This is a genomic window from Chryseobacterium sp. Leaf404, assembly GCF_001424145.1.
Lineage (GTDB): Bacteria > Bacteroidota > Bacteroidia > Flavobacteriales > Weeksellaceae > Chryseobacterium.
In genome coordinates, this window is the sequence record NZ_LMQM01000015.1 from 40,125 (window position 1) to 56,478 (window position 16,354).

General features: G+C 37.5%; 9 protein-coding genes. 4 read left to right on the forward strand and 5 right to left on the reverse strand.

Going from position 1 to position 16,354, the window contains the following annotated elements; translation table 11 throughout:
- Nucleotides 1-95: 95 nt before the first annotated feature.
- From ASG31_RS16530 to rimP, 5 genes are all read right to left on the reverse strand, one after another.
- On the reverse strand, nt 96-1,664 hold the full coding sequence (locus ASG31_RS16530) for a RagB/SusD family nutrient uptake outer membrane protein (protein ID WP_056035336.1): 1,569 nt from the start codon (nt 1,662-1,664) through the stop codon (nt 96-98).
- Between the two features lie 17 nt (nt 1,665-1,681).
- Nucleotides 1,682-4,582 (reverse strand): SusC/RagA family TonB-linked outer membrane protein, encoded by a 2,901-nt coding sequence (locus ASG31_RS16535; RefSeq protein ID WP_056035339.1) that lies wholly within the window; start codon nt 4,580-4,582, stop codon nt 1,682-1,684.
- A 306-nt stretch (nt 4,583-4,888) separates the two neighbouring features.
- A complete protein-coding gene (gene infB / locus ASG31_RS16540; RefSeq protein ID WP_056035341.1) occupies nt 4,889-7,894 on the reverse strand; it encodes a translation initiation factor IF-2 in 3,006 nt (1,001 codons plus the stop codon).
- Between the two features lie 73 nt (nt 7,895-7,967).
- Nucleotides 7,968-9,203: a transcription termination factor NusA gene (gene nusA / locus ASG31_RS16545; protein ID WP_056035344.1), complete on the reverse strand. Its 1,236-nt coding sequence runs from the start codon at nt 9,201-9,203 to the stop codon at nt 7,968-7,970.
- A gap of 72 nt (nt 9,204-9,275) precedes the next feature.
- Nucleotides 9,276-9,743 (reverse strand): ribosome assembly cofactor RimP, encoded by a 468-nt coding sequence (gene rimP / locus ASG31_RS16550; RefSeq protein ID WP_056035347.1) that lies wholly within the window; start codon nt 9,741-9,743, stop codon nt 9,276-9,278.
- A 304-nt stretch (nt 9,744-10,047) separates the two neighbouring features.
- On the opposite strand from rimP, the gene ASG31_RS16555 reads away from it, so the two are divergent.
- The 4 genes from ASG31_RS16555 to rfbB all read left to right on the forward strand — a co-directional run bounded on the left by ASG31_RS16555 (nt 10,048) and on the right by rfbB (nt 16,354).
- Nucleotides 10,048-12,801, forward strand: a complete 2,754-nt coding sequence (locus ASG31_RS16555; protein ID WP_056035351.1) for a fibronectin type III domain-containing protein — start codon at nt 10,048-10,050, stop codon at nt 12,799-12,801.
- 230 nt (nt 12,802-13,031) lie between these two features.
- Nucleotides 13,032-13,535, forward strand: coding sequence for an Hcp family type VI secretion system effector (locus tag ASG31_RS16560; RefSeq protein ID WP_056035353.1), 504 nt, complete (start codon nt 13,032-13,034; stop codon nt 13,533-13,535).
- Between the two features lie 167 nt (nt 13,536-13,702).
- Entirely contained in the window at nt 13,703-15,025 is a 1,323-nt protein-coding gene (locus tag ASG31_RS16565; protein WP_056035356.1) for a UDP-glucose dehydrogenase family protein, read from the forward strand.
- A 249-nt stretch (nt 15,026-15,274) separates the two neighbouring features.
- On the forward strand, nt 15,275-16,354 hold the full coding sequence (gene rfbB, locus ASG31_RS16570; protein ID WP_056035359.1) for a dTDP-glucose 4,6-dehydratase: 1,080 nt from the start codon (nt 15,275-15,277) through the stop codon (nt 16,352-16,354).

Sequence of the window (16,354 nt, forward strand, 5' to 3'; positions counted from 1 at the left end):
GATTGACGAGGCAAAAATAAGAAATAAAGAGCAATAAAAAGCCCTGCAAAAAATTTGCAGGGCGGTATAAAAAATAATTCAAAAATATGATTCTTTTAGTAACCAGGGTTTTGCTGGATTGGATTAGCGTTGATTTCATCAGACGGAATTGGTAAAGTAAATCTATTATCACTAATATCGATTTCTTTTATGGAATATCCTTCAACATCTTTAGGATGTCTTTGCGTTTTGGTAACACCTGCTAAGGCTCCAATTCTTTTAAGATCTAAATATCTGTGACCTTCTAATACTAATTCAACTCTTCTTTCTTTAAGTACATCAGCCCATGCTTGAGATGCAGTTGCGTACACAGGTAAGGCTACAGGACCTAAAAAGTTTCTGGCGTCTCTAACTGCTTTAATTCTTTGAGCAGCACCTGCCAGATCATTTGCATTGATTCTACATTCGGCTTTGATGAAATACATTTCAGAAAGTCTGAAAAGTTTCAAATCACTAAGCAACTCAACTTGATTTCCTGTTCCAGCCTTTCCAGAATACTTATCTATACATAAGACATCGTTAAGTAAATACTGGCTAAATGGTAGTGACTGATAATTAGGATCAATTTTGGAAGTTGGATCAAGTAGTGCATGTTTTCTAACATCACCTGGCACATCAACAAGATTATAAACAGCTCTTCCTAAATCCATGTAAGGCCCACCTGTAAGATTAGTTCTGTTGAAGTAAAATTGAGCAGCAATTCCCACTTTTCCAATTGGACGATCCAAAGCCATAATCACTTCACCTCTTGTAAAATCTTGCAACATGCTCTTATATGGACTAGTGGATGCTACAGTATAACTTCCATAAAACGCCGCGTTGGCAAGACCTGTTGTCGGATTCAATACAACAGTTCCTGTAGGAGTAAGGCTCAATCCGGAGGTATTTATTACAGCATCTGCGTATTGCTCAGCTAAAGCATAATTCCCTCTATACAGATACATTCTAGCTCTTAAAGCATCGATAAACGTTTTAGAAACAAATTTATAGGCAGCAGATGAAGTGGACGGTAATTTCACAGGATCTATATTAGCGTATGCATAGTTTAGATCACTTTCTATAAGCGCAAAAACTTCACCAACAGTGCTTCTTGGAAGTTTTTCATTGGCACCAGGTACCCTATCTAATAAGATTACTCCTAATGAATTGTTATCTTTAATATTTGGAGCAAAATAGCTTAAAAGCTGAAAATGTGAAAAAGCTCTCAAAGCACGAGCCTGTGCTAAAATGGAATTATACGCTGCCTGATCAGCTGAACTAGGAGTGATTAGTTTTGAGCCTTCTATCAATCTGTTTGCAGAGTTAATTGTGCGATAATGCGACAACCACATACCGCTAGCAAAACCATTATTTGAATTTAGAATAAAATTATACAATCCTATATTTTGTCCTCCATTTTGGCTGCCAATTCCTAATTCATCGGTAAAAATAGATGTAAATGTGATTTCATTAGAAACATCCATTCTATCATACGTATTATTAACAAATTTTTGCATGTCATTCACAGACTGGAAAGTTGCTTCTTCGCTAAATTCTCCGTCCTGAATAATTTCATAAGCATCTTTACACGAATTTACTGAACAAAGAGCTGTAAAAAGAATAACTGATAATATTATTTTTTTCATTTTTTTAAACTTTAAAATTAAAACTGAACATCCACACCTACTGTTGCCACCCTCGGTGTCGGGAAACCTCCTTGGTTTGACGCATTTCCACCTTCTACATCAAATCCTCTGTATTTTGTGAAAGTAAAGAAATTTTCTAACTGAGCATAGATTCTAAACTGGGAGATAGGAGTATTACCTAGCAACTCCTTTCCAAAATTGTATCCAACAGTAACATTTCTTAATCTTACAAAAGATGCATCTTTTAGAAACCTATCAGAAAAAGTTGATGAATTGTTATAACCAGTTATATCAGTTATAATTGGAACATCTGTATTTGTATTCGTTGGAGTCCACGCATTAAGTAAATCTCTAGTAATTGGAAATACTCCAACGTTTGAAGGACTGCTTAAGCTTGACAAATCAAAATCTGCTCTCCATACTTTTGCAGCATATGTAAATAAAACATCCGTAAAGAATCCTTTGTAGCTAGCATTCAAACCAAATCCACCTTGATATACAGGAAGGAAAGATTTACCAGTCCATCTTCTGTCATCATTAGTTGGTGTAGTTGTCACATTACCATTTCTATCTTGAAATTGTGCCAAACCAGTCGTAGGATTTACTCCGAGATACGGTACCATGAAATACTCTCCAAGCATATGACCTTCTGAAGTTGTACCGTATAACGTTGAAGTACTATTTTCTGTTAAAAACGGGTTATTAGGATAAATTTTTCCGGGAGCTAACTTTGTAACTCTGTTTTTATTGTACGCGCCGTTTGCAAAAATACTCAATTTCAAATCACTTCTGTTAAAAATATTTGATCTCAAAGAGAGTTCAACACCCCTATTATACATATCACCAATATTTCCATTTATTGTATATTGGCCGGTAGTTGCAGATAGTGGCATTATACTGTACAGTTTTTCTGTTTCTTTGTTATAGACATCTACAGATCCAGAAAGTATCCCATTTTTAATATCAAAATCAACACCGACGTTAGCTTGGTTTAGAACCTCCCACTGCAATTCTTCATTAGCTATTGAAGTACTTAACTGAGGATTGTTACCATATCCGCTTCCTGCTGTAGAGGTTAGATTTCTAACTGCTGATGGTAGCAAATAGATTGCACTAAATCCTGGAGCTGCTGCAGCAATATTTTGATTACCCTGGACACCATAGGAAGCTCTTAATTTTAAAAGATTAAAAATGCTTGACTTCAAAAATTCTTCCTGTTCGATATTCCATCTAGCACCAACAGACCAGAATGTACCCCATTTATTTTCGCTTGCAAATCTGTAAGCCGCATCTCTTCTTATACTTCCCGAGATACCATACTTCTTATTATAATCATAACTTGCTGTAGCAAAATATGCAAATAATCCTGCATCATTTTTAGTTGCAGCAATTGTTGGTCTGTAAAGTCCAGGTGATGGAGTTGGAATAAATTGCGGCCAGCCCGTTCCTGCACCAAAAACCCACGTTTTTGGGTCTAATCCATTTTGAGTAAAAGAATCTGTAACTCTATGGTACTTTAAATATTCAGTATAAGCACTAATTTCAACATCATGCTTGTCAGCAAATGTTTTTTCATAGGTTAACTTTACCACATTATTAAATGCAAAATCTTTTGTGTTTGCTCGTTGCTCAATTCCTCCGAATTCAACATTTGCAGGTTTACTTGATACCGCCAAATATGAAAATGGAGATCTAGCAAACATTCTCGTTTCCTGAGAATAATCTACACCTGTGGTTATCTGCGCACTTAAATTATCTGTGAATTTATACTTACCAACCGTATTAGCTAATAATCTTAATTCATCGAATCTACTTGGAATATTTCCCGGATTCAAATAGTCCATTAGCATGTATGGGATAATCTGGAAACTTGGAGCTCCAAAATCATTGAAAAGCTGCTGCCCACTTACATATACATTTGGGTCTACATACGGTAAAGATGTCAACAATCCTTGTAATGGATTTTGCAAAACATTCGCATTAATATCGGTTCTTGTCTCTTGTTCTAACTGATTTCTTCTAGAATATGTAAGTGCGATATTACTGGAGAAATTAAATTTATTATTATTTGATCTACCTTGGAAGTTTGTTCTAACAGACATTCTTTTAAAATCAGTATTTGTTACAATACCCTCCTGATCTAAATAATTAAATGAGGTGTAATTAGAAATATTACTACCACCAGATTGTAATGTAAGAGAATGGTTTTGTGTAAATCCTGTTCTAAAAAAGATCTTCTCCCAATCGGTAGTTGGATAATTAGCAATTTCACTATCAGATAATGTAGATCCTAAACCTGCGTTATTCTGCTTTTCGAACATTAAAGTCTCTGGAGAGTTTGCTATATTGTATCTATGTTTTTGCAACATAGTTACACCAACGTTTGAAGAATAACCCACTTTTAGAGCAGAATTATATTTCCCGTTTTTTGTAGTTATAATGATTACTCCGTTAGCACCTCTATTACCAAATACCGCAGAAGCTTCAGCATCTTTTAATACAGAACTACTAGCTACATCATCAGGATTTATACTTCTAAAAAAAGTTTCAGACACGGGAATACCATCAACAACATATAACGGTGTCGCAGAGCCACTAATTGATCCTACCCCACGGATAATGGCTGTAATCTTGTTACTACCAGGCGAGCCTGAATTGAAAGAAATCTGCAAACCCGCCGCCTGACCTTGAATTGAGGATAGAGCGTTGATATTTGGTCTATTTTCAATTAGTTCGGGAGTGATCGTTGTAACCGCAGAGTTATTATTTTTAACTAATCGTTTGTTACTATACCCTAGTATCACAACTTCATCAATACTTTTTTCAGTAATTGTGTCCCTTTGACTTTTCTGAGCAAGCAGTGTCCCTCCTAAAAAGAAGAAAGACCCAACCGTTAACACTTTTAATTTCACATTCATATTAACAAATTTTAATATTTAACTCTGCAAATATGTTAAAAATTATTAACACAAAAAATTCAATAATAAGTGATAATTAAATAAATTCGATAATCTAAACAAGCATTTAATTAAATTATTAAGAATTATTTAATAATAAACCAATTTTATTGCATAATTTTTAGCATCAAACAATTGTTAAAAAACATTAACAGTTTTCAACTAATAAGTTTTATTTTATTTAGAATTATTATAAATTAAATTTCGTCAAAAAAAAGACCGCAGTCATGAGATTGCGGTCTTTCATTTATTTATGCGATAAATAGCTTATTTCAGCTTTTTCTTCACTGATACTTCTTCGTAAACTTCAAGAATATCATTTTGCTCGATGTCGTTATAACCTTTAAGGTTTAATCCGCATTCGTAGCCTTTTGTAACTTCTTTTACGTCGTCTTTGAAACGTTTTAAACTTTCAAGTTCACCATCGAATTTCACTATACCGTCTCTCAGTAATCTTACTTTAGACTGTCTCGTTACTTTTCCGGTAAGAACCATACAACCTGCAATAGTTCCTACTTTAGAAATTTTGAATACTTCTCTGATTTCTACGTTACCGATTACCTGCTCCTGAATTTCCGGAGAAAGCATTCCCTCCATCGCTTCTTTCACTTCGTCTATCGCTTTGTAGATAATAGAATATGTTCTGATTTCGATTTCTTCACGGTCTGCCAATTCTTTTGCATTAGCACCAGCTCTTACGTTGAATCCGATGATAATTGCATCAGACGCTGCCGCTAAGTTAATATCAGATTCAGTGATCTGTCCAACACCTGAGTGAAGGATTTTCACGCTGATTTCTTCTGTAGATAATCTCTGTAACTGATCAGAAAGTGCTTCTACTGAACCATCCACGTCACCTTTAAGGATAATATTCAATTCTTTGAACTCTCCTAAAGCAATACGTCTACCCAATTCTTCAAGTGTCGTATGTTTTTTGGTTCTGATAGAAAGTTCTCTTTGAAGTTGTTCTCTTTTATTTGCGATAGCTTTACCTTCACTTTCGTCTGCATAAACACGGAATTTATCACCTGCTGTAGGCGCTCCGTCAAGACCTAAGATTGTTGCTGGGATAGATGGACCTGCCTCTTCAAGGTTTTTACCTCTCTCATCAAGCAAAGCTTTAACCTTACCGTGGTTTTTACCTGCTACTACATAATCTCCAACTTTTAAAGTTCCGGTCTGTACCAACATCGTTGCTACGTAACCTCTACCTTTATCTAAAGATGCTTCAATTACAACTCCGTTTGCTGTACGGTCAGGATTGGCTTTCAGTTCAAGCATTTCTGCCTGTAACAATACTTTCTCCAAAAGAAGATCCATATTATTACCCATTTTAGCTGAAATTTCCTGTGCCTGAACGTTTCCACCCCATTCTTCCACCAAAATATTCATTCCAGAAAGTTGCTGACGGATGTTGTCAGGGTTGGCATTCGGCTTATCTACCTTGTTGATTGCAATAATCATCGGTACACCTGCAGCCTGCGCGTGGGAAATTGCTTCTTTAGTTTGCGGCATTACGTCATCGTCGGCAGCGATTACGATAATTGCTATATCGGTAACCTGTGCACCTCTCGCTCTCATCGCGGTAAACGCTTCGTGACCCGGTGTATCTAAGAATGTTATTCTCTGACCGTTTTCCAGTTTCACGTTGTAAGCTCCGATATGCTGGGTAATTCCTCCGGATTCACCAGCGATAACGTTGGTCTTTCTTACGTAATCCAGCAATGAAGTTTTACCGTGGTCAACGTGACCCATTACAGTAACGATAGGTGCTCTTGAAACAAGGCTTTCTTCTGTATCTACTTCGTCTTCAGCGTCAGTATCTTCAAGATCAGCATCAGAGAATTCGATTTTATAACCAAATTCGTCGGCTACCAATAATAAGGTATCAGCTTCTAATCTCTGGTTCATGGTCACCATGACACCAAGAGAGAAACAAGCAGAAATTACTTCAGTTGCACTTACGTCCATCAAACTTGCCAGTTCCCCGACAGTGATAAATTCTGTAACTTTTAATGACGTATCTCTTGCATCAGCTTCCTGCTGAAGATTATCCTGTTCTCTACGGTAAGATCTTTTATCTTTTCTGTGTTTAGCAGATTTAGATTTACCTCCTTTATTTGTTAATTTTTCAAGGGTTTCCTTGATTTGGTTTTTAACCTGTTCGTCTGTCAATTCAACCGGCATGGTTCTTTGACCCGGTCTGTTATTGTTTCCGAAACGGTTTCCGCCACCTTGGCCTGGACCGCCTGGACGGTTTTGACCTCCTTGTCCTGGAGGACGGTTACCTTGTGGGCCACCAGGACGGTTTTGACCACCCTGACCCGGACCGCCTGGACGGTTACCCTGATAGCCACCCTGACCTGGCGGACGGTTTCCTCCAGGACCATTTTGACCCTGAGGACGGTTTTGTCCACCCTGATTATTTCCACCTTGCTGGTTATTTCCTGTATTTTGATTAGGACCGCCTGGTTTCTCTATTCTCTTACGTTTTTTCTTGGCTCCCGGACCTGTTTTTGGCGCAAACTGAGTTAAGTCTATTTTTTCACCTACAATTTTCGGTCCGTCAAGTTTTTGGTAAACGGTTTCTATTTTCTGAGATTCCGGTTCAGCCGAAGCTTCAGTTTTTGTTTCAGCAGGCATCACTTCTGTTGCCTTAGTTTCTGCCTGTTTTGGCTCCACTGTTTTTGTTTCTTCTTTAGCGACCGCAGGTTTCGGAGTTTCCTTTACAGGTTCAGCAGGTTTTTCGGCTGCTTTCTTTTCTTCCTGTTTAGGCTGGTCTTTTTTAGAAGGTCTGTTTCTAGACTCAATCTGTGAAAGGTCAATTTTATCCAAAACTTTAAATTCCTGTTTTTCCGGAACCGCTTTCGGCTCAGGAGTTTCTTTTTGCTGTACAGGTTCTTCAACCTTTTCTTCCACTTTTTGTGGTTCCGGAGTAACAGCTTCCGGCTCTGGCTTTTTACCTTCCAGATCTATTTTACCTAAAATTTTAGTTTCAGGTCTGTTTGATTTAGCTCTTATTACTTCAGGGGTTTTCTTTTCCTCGATTTCCAGTTTTTCTTCCGGAACTTTGGTGATCACCACCTCATGGGATGCTTTTCTCTGCTCGCCGTCTTTGGCAAACTCAGCTTCCAATGCAGAATATGCCGCTTCTTCTAATTGAGCGTTAGGATTGGCTTCAACCTCAATACCCTTCGACTGTAAGAATTCTACTAATCTGGATGTTGAAATATTGAATTCCTTTACCGCTTTATTTAATCTAATTTTTGGCATCTAATATTTTTACTGTTTTCTAATTTTTAAAATTAAAGTACTTTCTACTTTTTATCAGGATATCAACTCGTTATCATTCCTCAAATTCTTCTTTCAGAATTCTCTTCACATCTTCAATTGTCTCCTCTTCAAGATCTACCATGTTCAGTAAAGTCGATGTATCTTTATCCAATACAGATTTTGCTGTGGTAAGACCCACTTTTCTGAATTCTTCCAATACCCATGCTTCGATATCGTCATCAAATTCTTTCAATTCTACGTCATCATCTTCACTGGCTTCTCTGTACACATCAATTTCGAAGCCACTCAGCCAAGAAGCTAATCTGATGTTTTGTCCCTGTTTACCAATCACCTTTGAAATTTCTTCCACCGGTGTATAAACCAATGCATAATTGGTCTCTTCGTTGATGTCAATTTTATTGATAATCACATTCCCAAGCGCTCTTTTTACCAAAAGCTCGGGGTTTTTTGCCCATTGGATAACGTCGATGTTTTCGTTTCTCAATTCTCTTACAACTCCGTGAATTCTTGAACCTTTCACACCAACACACGCTCCTACCGGATCTATTCTGTCGTCGTAGGCATCTACGGCGATTTTTGCTTTTTCACCAGGAATTCTTACTACTTTTTTCAGTATAATCGTTCCATCCTGGATTTCTGGAATTTCAAGCTCCAATAATTTCTCTAAGAATTTTGGTGCTGTTCTTGAAATAATAATTTGAGGTTTAGAACCTTTAAAATCAACACTTTCAACAATAGCTCTGATGCTTTCTCCTTTTTTGAAGAAATCTGAAGGAATCTGATTTTCTTTCGGAAGGATAAATTCATTTTCTTCATCATCCAAAAGAATAACGTGTTTGTGACGGATATGGTGAATTTCACCAATCACAATCTCCCCGATACGGTCTCTGAACTGCTCATACAACATTGCGTTGTTGTGCTCCTGCAGTTTTGTTGCCAAAATCTGCTTCAAAGTTAAAATATTTCTTCTTCCAAGCTGAGCTACAGGAATTTCCATTGTAAAATCTTCACCAACTTCGAAAGTAGGGTCAATTTTCTTCGCTTCAGAAATTTCAATTTCAAGATCATCGTCTTCAGACATTTCGTCTTCTACGATTGTTTTATTTAAGAAAATCTGAAAATCTCCTTTATCAGGATTTACAATTACATCAAAATGATCATCAGAATCAAATCTTTTTCTCAAAAGAGTCTTCAGAGCATCCTCAATAATTGCCATAAGATCAATCTTACTGATCCCTTTTTCGTCTTTAAAATCACCAAAGGATTCAATCAACGCTATATTATCCATATCTATTATATAATTGATAAATGATGAATGATAAATGATTTTCAGCAAATCAAAAACCGTTCACCTTTTTAGTTAAAATTTAATTACTACCAGTGCTTTTTTGATCTCGGTGTACAAAATTTCTTTTTCTTCTACCGCATCCACTTTACCTTTTCCTACCTCTTTCGGCTTTCTGTAACGAAGAATTAATGTGATTTTTTCTTCATCCACTTTTGCCAGTTCACCTTCAGTTTTTTCAGAATTTTCAAACATCACTTCAATTTCTCTTCCGATGTTTTTCTGAAACTGTCTCGGCGTCACCAAGGGCTCGCTCAATCCCGCAGACATTACCTGAAGGCTGAAATCATGCTCTTCACGATCCATATTAAACTCAATAGCGCGGCTTGCATCCAGGCAGTCCTGCACAGAAACTCCGTTGTCTCCATCAAGGATTACCGTGATATCGTCTCCTGTCGAGATTTTTAAATCTATTAAAAAAAGATCTTCTCTTTCTGCGAGAAATTCATTTAATAAGTCTTCAATTTTTTTTCTAAACTCCATACGTTATACTACTGGTTTACAGTACGAAAAAAGGCTTTCTTTTCGAAGCCTTTCCATTTTTTCCCGTAAATCTTCTGCAAATATAAGATTTTTTTTAAGAAAATACAAATAAGTCTAATTATCAGAATGATATAAGTACAGATACATCAGCCTGGTTATCAGATTTAATTTAAAATTCACAATTAAAAGCCTTATTCACAGAAATCGGGGTTTTAATTAAATATCATTTAACAGACTGGTAATAGTATCGTAATCTCGAGAAGTTAGTTTTGGCCAATCAAAATTTATCCCTAATTCCACCATTATGAAACATTATTTACTCCTGCTCTGTTGTTTTGTCACGAGCTTATGTTTTGGGCAGACCATCGTACCGTATTTGCAGAACCCTACTCCAAATTCAATGATAGTAAACTGGAAAACGGCTTCCAATAACGAAACAACCGTTTTTTACGGAACTTCGCCTACCAACCTCAACGTTACCGTTACCGGAACAACCAACATCTTCACAGATACCGGATACAGCAACAATTATTTTTATCACACCGCAAAAATCACCAATCTACAACCCAACACAAAGTATTACTACAAAACCAAAACAGGAACCACCGAATCATCAGTTTATAATTTCCGTACACTTCCTTTGCCGGGACAGCCCGTAACTGCCAACGGAAAAATCAGGTTTCTGATTATGGGAGATAATCAGTTGAAAAATGAGCCGAGATATGATTCATTGAATCTTCATGCTTATAAAAAAATCAAAGAAAGATTTGGAATAAACAATGATCCTTCAGACAACATTGCTCTGACTTTTATGGTAGGAGACCAAGTTGATGTAGGAACACTTGACCATTATGAAAACGTTCACTTTAAGAAAAACCAAAAACTATCGCCATATCTTCCTATTCAAACGACAGTAGGAAACCACGAAACTTACGGAACTCTAGGAATGAGTTCTTACTATGCTCACTTTTTTATTGACGAATTAAGCTACAAAAACATCAGCTCAGGAAACGAAAACTACTATGCTCAGCAGGCAGGAAACGTTTTGTTTGTAAGTTTAAGCTCAGAACACACCGGATCTGCACAACAAATATGGTTACAGCAAATTCTTGCTGCCGCAGCCACCGACAGCACAGTTCAGTGGATTATCTCTTTAAGCCACAGACCTTATCAGGCAGAGCAATACGTGGGCGACATTTCTACATGGGTAAGAAACACTGCCGTACCGATGTTGACCGCGTCAGACAAATACGTTATGCACATCGGAGCTCACCACCATTTGTATCACAGAGGTCAACTTAAAAATTCGCCAAATTACCAAATCATTTCCGGTGGAACGGCTTGGGATCAGTATTGGGGAATGTCTAATGAGCAGGATTTTGACGATGTACAAAAAACATTAACAGACTGGACGTATCAGATTATTGAAGTTGACGTAAATACCGGTAAAATGGATATCGAAAGCTACTCTATCGGAAGTATTTACAATCAGAAAAACAGTGTGACTGTAGACAGTTTCCACCGGTATAAAAATTCAGCAAAACCCACAAAACCATCTCTAACGAATGTATTTACAGCCCCCGTTACGCTACCTTTAACTTTAGATGGAAGCACATTTGCCACAACCACCACAGAATTACTAAACACGACACAGTTTCTAATCAGTAAAACTGCAGATTTCTCTGTTATTGATAAAGAATTTTACCGTGACTACGAAAACTGGTTCGGGAAAGACGGAACAGGAAATCCTGATGTAACGAAAAACATCAATGCAGGAGTAGATATTACAAAAGCAACCATCGCTGCCAACTCAATTACCAACGGTGTTTATTATGTAAAATTAAGATACAGAGACAGAAATCTTGAATGGAGCGACTGGAGTGATGTAAAATCCTTTCAGGTAACCGGAAGTGTGGTTTCAAACCCTCAACTGGTTTTAAATAAAACAGAATACTTACAAAACGAAGCGATTCTGGCAACCTATACAGACGGTCCCGGAAATCAGCAGGACTGGGTAGGAATTTACAAAAAAGGACAAAACCCATCCACTGTAACGTCTCAACAATACAAATACGTTAATGGACAGACTTCTGGTACAGCTAATTTCAATACCGGACTGGCTACAAAAGGACAATACTTTGCAGGTTTCTTTGCCAACAATGGTTACACTGAAATCACAGGAAGAAAAAGTTTCTATGTAGGTCCTAAAGTACTTCTTCAAACCACTGCAGATTCTTATCCTGTAGGCGGAACAGTAGTCGTAAATTACTCCAACGGTCCTAACCTGACCAACGACTGGATCGGAATCTACAAAATGGGACAGGTACCGGGATCAGCCAACCCATCTGCAACATGGAGCTATGTAACAACCGCTGCAGGAACCAAAAACTTCACAGGATTACCAAAAGGATATTATTACGCAACCTATCTTCTGGAGGACGGCTACACGCAAATCGGAGAGAAAGTATTCTTTAAAGTTGGAGACATTGTTACCGATCTTTGGATCAACAAACCGGTTTATACTTTAGGCGAAAATATTACCGCTTCATGGACAGATTCACCGGGAATCATCAAAGACTGGCTTGGAATTTATCCTCAATCTGTGCAGACTCCGAATGACCAGTTTACGTCTTACACGTACTTCGACGGCATCACACAAGGCACCAAAACCATTACCGGAAATGTAAACGGTGTACCGACAACGACCGGAAATTATTACATGGTAATGTTTACCAACGATTCATATACAGAAGTTTCCAACAGAGTTTCTTTTGAAGTCGTGGGCGCTACTTTGGGAACTAATGAAACCAACAGCAAGACTGAGAAAAATGTGATTCTTTACCCAAATCCTGCAAAACCGGGACAGCCAACCTTCATTAAGAGTGACTATCCTATTGAGAAAATTCAGCTTTTATCAGCATCAGGACAACTTTTATATGAAACTAAAAATGTGAATGATCAGAAATTCTCTCTAGTGAATGAAAACTTACCGAAAGGCGTTTACTTCGTGAAAGTTCACACCAGAAAATTATTTACTCTAAAACTGATTGTGGAGTAATTTCAGTTTTAAAAATTACAAATACACTTCGACGATCTTCTTTTTAATACAGGAAATCAAAATTAAATATCAATCCACTTTGCATGAAATTTTTGCAGGGTGGATTTTTTTTAATGAAACAATAAAATTTTAAACACCTTCAAAAACAAAACATTACCTGCCATACTTAAAAAAAACTATTGTCAAATCTCTGAATTATTATTAATTTTAATCAAACTAAAACTATTACCATGGCACTCAATGCATATTTACACCTAAAAGGTCAAAAACAAGGAGAAATCAAAGGATCTGTAATACAGAAAGGCAGAGAAAACAAAATTCAGGTGATTGCCGTGAGCCACGACCTCAGCTCGCCAAAGGATGCCGTCACGGGTCTTGCGACCGGTAAGAGGATACACAAACCATTCGTTATAATAAAGGAACTCGACAAGTCAAGCCCTTTGCTGTACATTGCATTGTGCAATAACGAGCTTATCACTGAATTTGAACTGCAGTTCTGGATGCCACAGAAAGGCGCAACCGTGGGAGTTGGATCCGAGAAACAACATTACACGATAAGACTTACAAATGCCAGCATTTTGGATATTAAATTCAGAATGCCCAATAATAAAAATCCTGAACTTGCAAACCTGGCAGAATACGAAGAGGTATCATTTACCTATCAGAAAATTGAGTGGACATGGAAAGATGGCAGCATTACAGCTGAGGACGAATGGTTGAAATCAAACATCTAAAAACAGTCTTTCCAAAGTAATACTAAACTCGAAAATTTCACTATTTCTGAAAAATTTAAAATATTATTGCCAGATTCTGCTGAATCCAGAACAAGTTATCAGTAATTTAAAAGACCGTTCTACAATTTTTAGTATTTTTGTCGGAAATTTATTAAAAACATAGAATTTTGAATATTACGATAGTAGGAACGGGGTACGTAGGTTTGGTTACCGGAACCACACTTGCAGAACTTGGAAACTCGGTGTACTGTGTAGATATCGATGAAAAAAAAGTAGAAGGCATGAAGCAGGGTAAAGTCCCTATTTATGAGCCGAATCTTGAAGAAATGTTCCTCAGAAACATACAGTCAGAAAGATTGTTTTTTACCACCAACTTAAAGGAAGCTTTGGATAAAAGTGAGGTCATTTACCTCGCATTGCCTACTCCACCGGGTGAAGACGGATCTGCCGACCTTTCCTACGTTCAGAAAGTTGCCAATGATATTGGTGAAATGATGACAGAATATAAAGTAATCGTTAATAAAAGTACCGTTCCCGTGGGTACTGCAGATAAAGTAAGAGAAACCATTGCTGCTAAAACCAATATCAACTTTGATGTAGTATCCAACCCTGAATTTTTGCGTGAAGGTTTTGCTGTGGAAGACTCCATGAACCCTGCAAGAGTGGTTGTAGGTTCAAGTTCTGACAAGGCAAAAGATATTATGGCTCAGATCTATCAGCCATTTACCAATACCGGAATTCCTATTATTTTCATGGATGAGAAGTCATCCGAACTCACAAAATACGCCTCCAACTCATTTTTAGCGGTAAAAATTACTTTTATGAATGAAATCGCCAACTACTGCGAAAAAGTAGGAGCCGATGTTGATAAAGTAAGACTTGGAATGGGAAGCGACGACAGAATTGGTCACCGTTTCCTCTTCCCGGGAATAGGATATGGCGGAAGCTGTTTCCCTAAAGACGTGAAAGCTTTGATAAAATCAGGGAAAGACGATGGTTTTAATTTTCAGATTTTAGAGGCTACCGAGAATGTCAATACGTCGCAGAAAGTGATTTTGGTATCTGAGATTGAAAAATATTTCGGAGGCAACCTTGAAGGAAAGAAAATTGCGATGTGGGGACTGGCTTTTAAAGCCAACACAGACGACATCAGAGAAGCGTCTTCTTTAGACAATATAAAACTTCTTCTGGAAAAAGGTGCTGAAATTGTGGCTTACGATCTCATTGCGGAAGAAAATGTAAGAAAGCATTTAGGCGACAAAATATCTTACGCCAACACCATGTATGATGCACTGGAAGGCGCCGACGCACTATTCATCGCAACAGAATGGCCTGAATTTAAAAATCCCAATTTTGAAATTATGGCAAGAAAAATGAATGGGAAAGCGATTTTTGACGGCAGAAACATGTTTCCGCTGGAAATTCCTCAGCAGAATGGGTTCTTTTATAAATCGATAGGGCGGAAAACTGTTTCGCAAGAGACAATGTAAAAGTAAAAAGAGCCAACGGGAATGCAGAAGGTGGAGAGAGATAGATCTTTTTGGTGGAACCATTGAGCAGTTTGACTCTTCAGCTGTTGAAAATTGCATAAATAATCAGAACCCGGCAGGGTTCAATATCAGTAGCCATAGGTGAAACCTATGGGATTAAAAAAAAACAAAAATAATTCAGAACCCGGCAGGGTTTAACAGATCATCCACAGGCAAACATGTGGAATAAACAGAGAAAGGCATATAAATATGAAAAACATTATCATCACCGGAGGTGCCGGTTTCATTGGATCACACGTAGTTCGTGAATTTGTAAAAAATAATCCCGAATCTACAATCATCAATCTTGATGCATTGACGTATGCCGGAAATTTAGAAAACTTAAAAGACATCGAAAACGAACCCAATTATGTTTTCGAGAAAGCAGACATCACAAAACCTGAAGAGTTAAGAAAGGTTTTTGAAAAATACAATCCTGATGCAGTAGTGCATTTGGCTGCTGAGTCTCACGTAGACCGCAGTATCACAGACCCAAACGCATTCATCAATACCAACGTAAACGGAACTGCCAATCTTTTGAATCTGTGCATCGAATTCTGGACATTAAACCCGGATCATACCCACGGAAGATTTCCAAACGAGCCCAGAAAAAATCTTTTCTACCACGTTTCAACTGATGAGGTTTACGGAAGTTTAGGTGAAACAGGATTCTTTTTGGAAACCACTCCTTACGATCCGCAATCTCCGTATTCAGCATCAAAAGCTGCTTCAGACCATTTGGTAAGAGCTTACGGAAATACTTATGGAATGCCGTTTATCCTTTCCAACTGTTCAAATAATTACGGTCCCAATCATTTTCCGGAAAAATTGATTCCGCTTTGTATTTCAAATATTATCAATGAAAAACCTTTACCGATCTACGGTGACGGAAAATATACAAGAGACTGGTTATTCGTAATCGACCATGCCAAAGCTATCCACCAGATTTTCAATGAATCTAAAACCGGAGAAACGTACAACATCGGAGGTTTCAACGAGTGGCAGAATATTGATTTGGTAAAAGAATTAATCAAACAAATGGATGAAAAGCTTGGAAACCCTGCAGGACATTCAGAAAAACTAATCACTTATGTAAAAGACAGACCAGGTCATGATAAGCGTTATGCCATTGATGCTACCAAATTAAATACAGATTTAGGCTGGAAACCATCTGTAACTTTTGAGCAGGGATTAGGTAAAACTATCGACTGGTTCCTGGAAAACAAAGAATGGCTGGAGAATGTTACATCTGGTAATTATCAAGATTACTACGAAAAACAATATTCTTAA

What these genes read in the sequence shown, in the direction of transcription:
- ASG31_RS16530 (WP_056035336.1), bottom strand. Translation starts at nt 1,664, where the DNA reads ATGAAAAAAATAATATTATCAGTTATTCTTTTTACAGCTCTTTGTTCA.
- ASG31_RS16535 (WP_056035339.1), bottom strand. Translation starts at nt 4,582, where the DNA reads ATGAATGTGAAATTAAAAGTGTTAACGGTTGGGTCTTTCTTCTTTTTA.
- infB (WP_056035341.1), bottom strand. Translation starts at nt 7,894, where the DNA reads ATGCCAAAAATTAGATTAAATAAAGCGGTAAAGGAATTCAATATTTCA.
- nusA (WP_056035344.1), bottom strand. Translation starts at nt 9,203, where the DNA reads ATGGATAATATAGCGTTGATTGAATCCTTTGGTGATTTTAAAGACGAA.
- rimP (WP_056035347.1), bottom strand. Translation starts at nt 9,743, where the DNA reads ATGGAGTTTAGAAAAAAAATTGAAGACTTATTAAATGAATTTCTCGCA.
- ASG31_RS16555 (WP_056035351.1), top strand. Translation starts at nt 10,048, where the DNA reads ATGAAACATTATTTACTCCTGCTCTGTTGTTTTGTCACGAGCTTATGT.
- ASG31_RS16560 (WP_056035353.1), top strand. Translation starts at nt 13,032, where the DNA reads ATGGCACTCAATGCATATTTACACCTAAAAGGTCAAAAACAAGGAGAA.
- rfbB (WP_056035359.1), top strand. Translation starts at nt 15,275, where the DNA reads ATGAAAAACATTATCATCACCGGAGGTGCCGGTTTCATTGGATCACAC.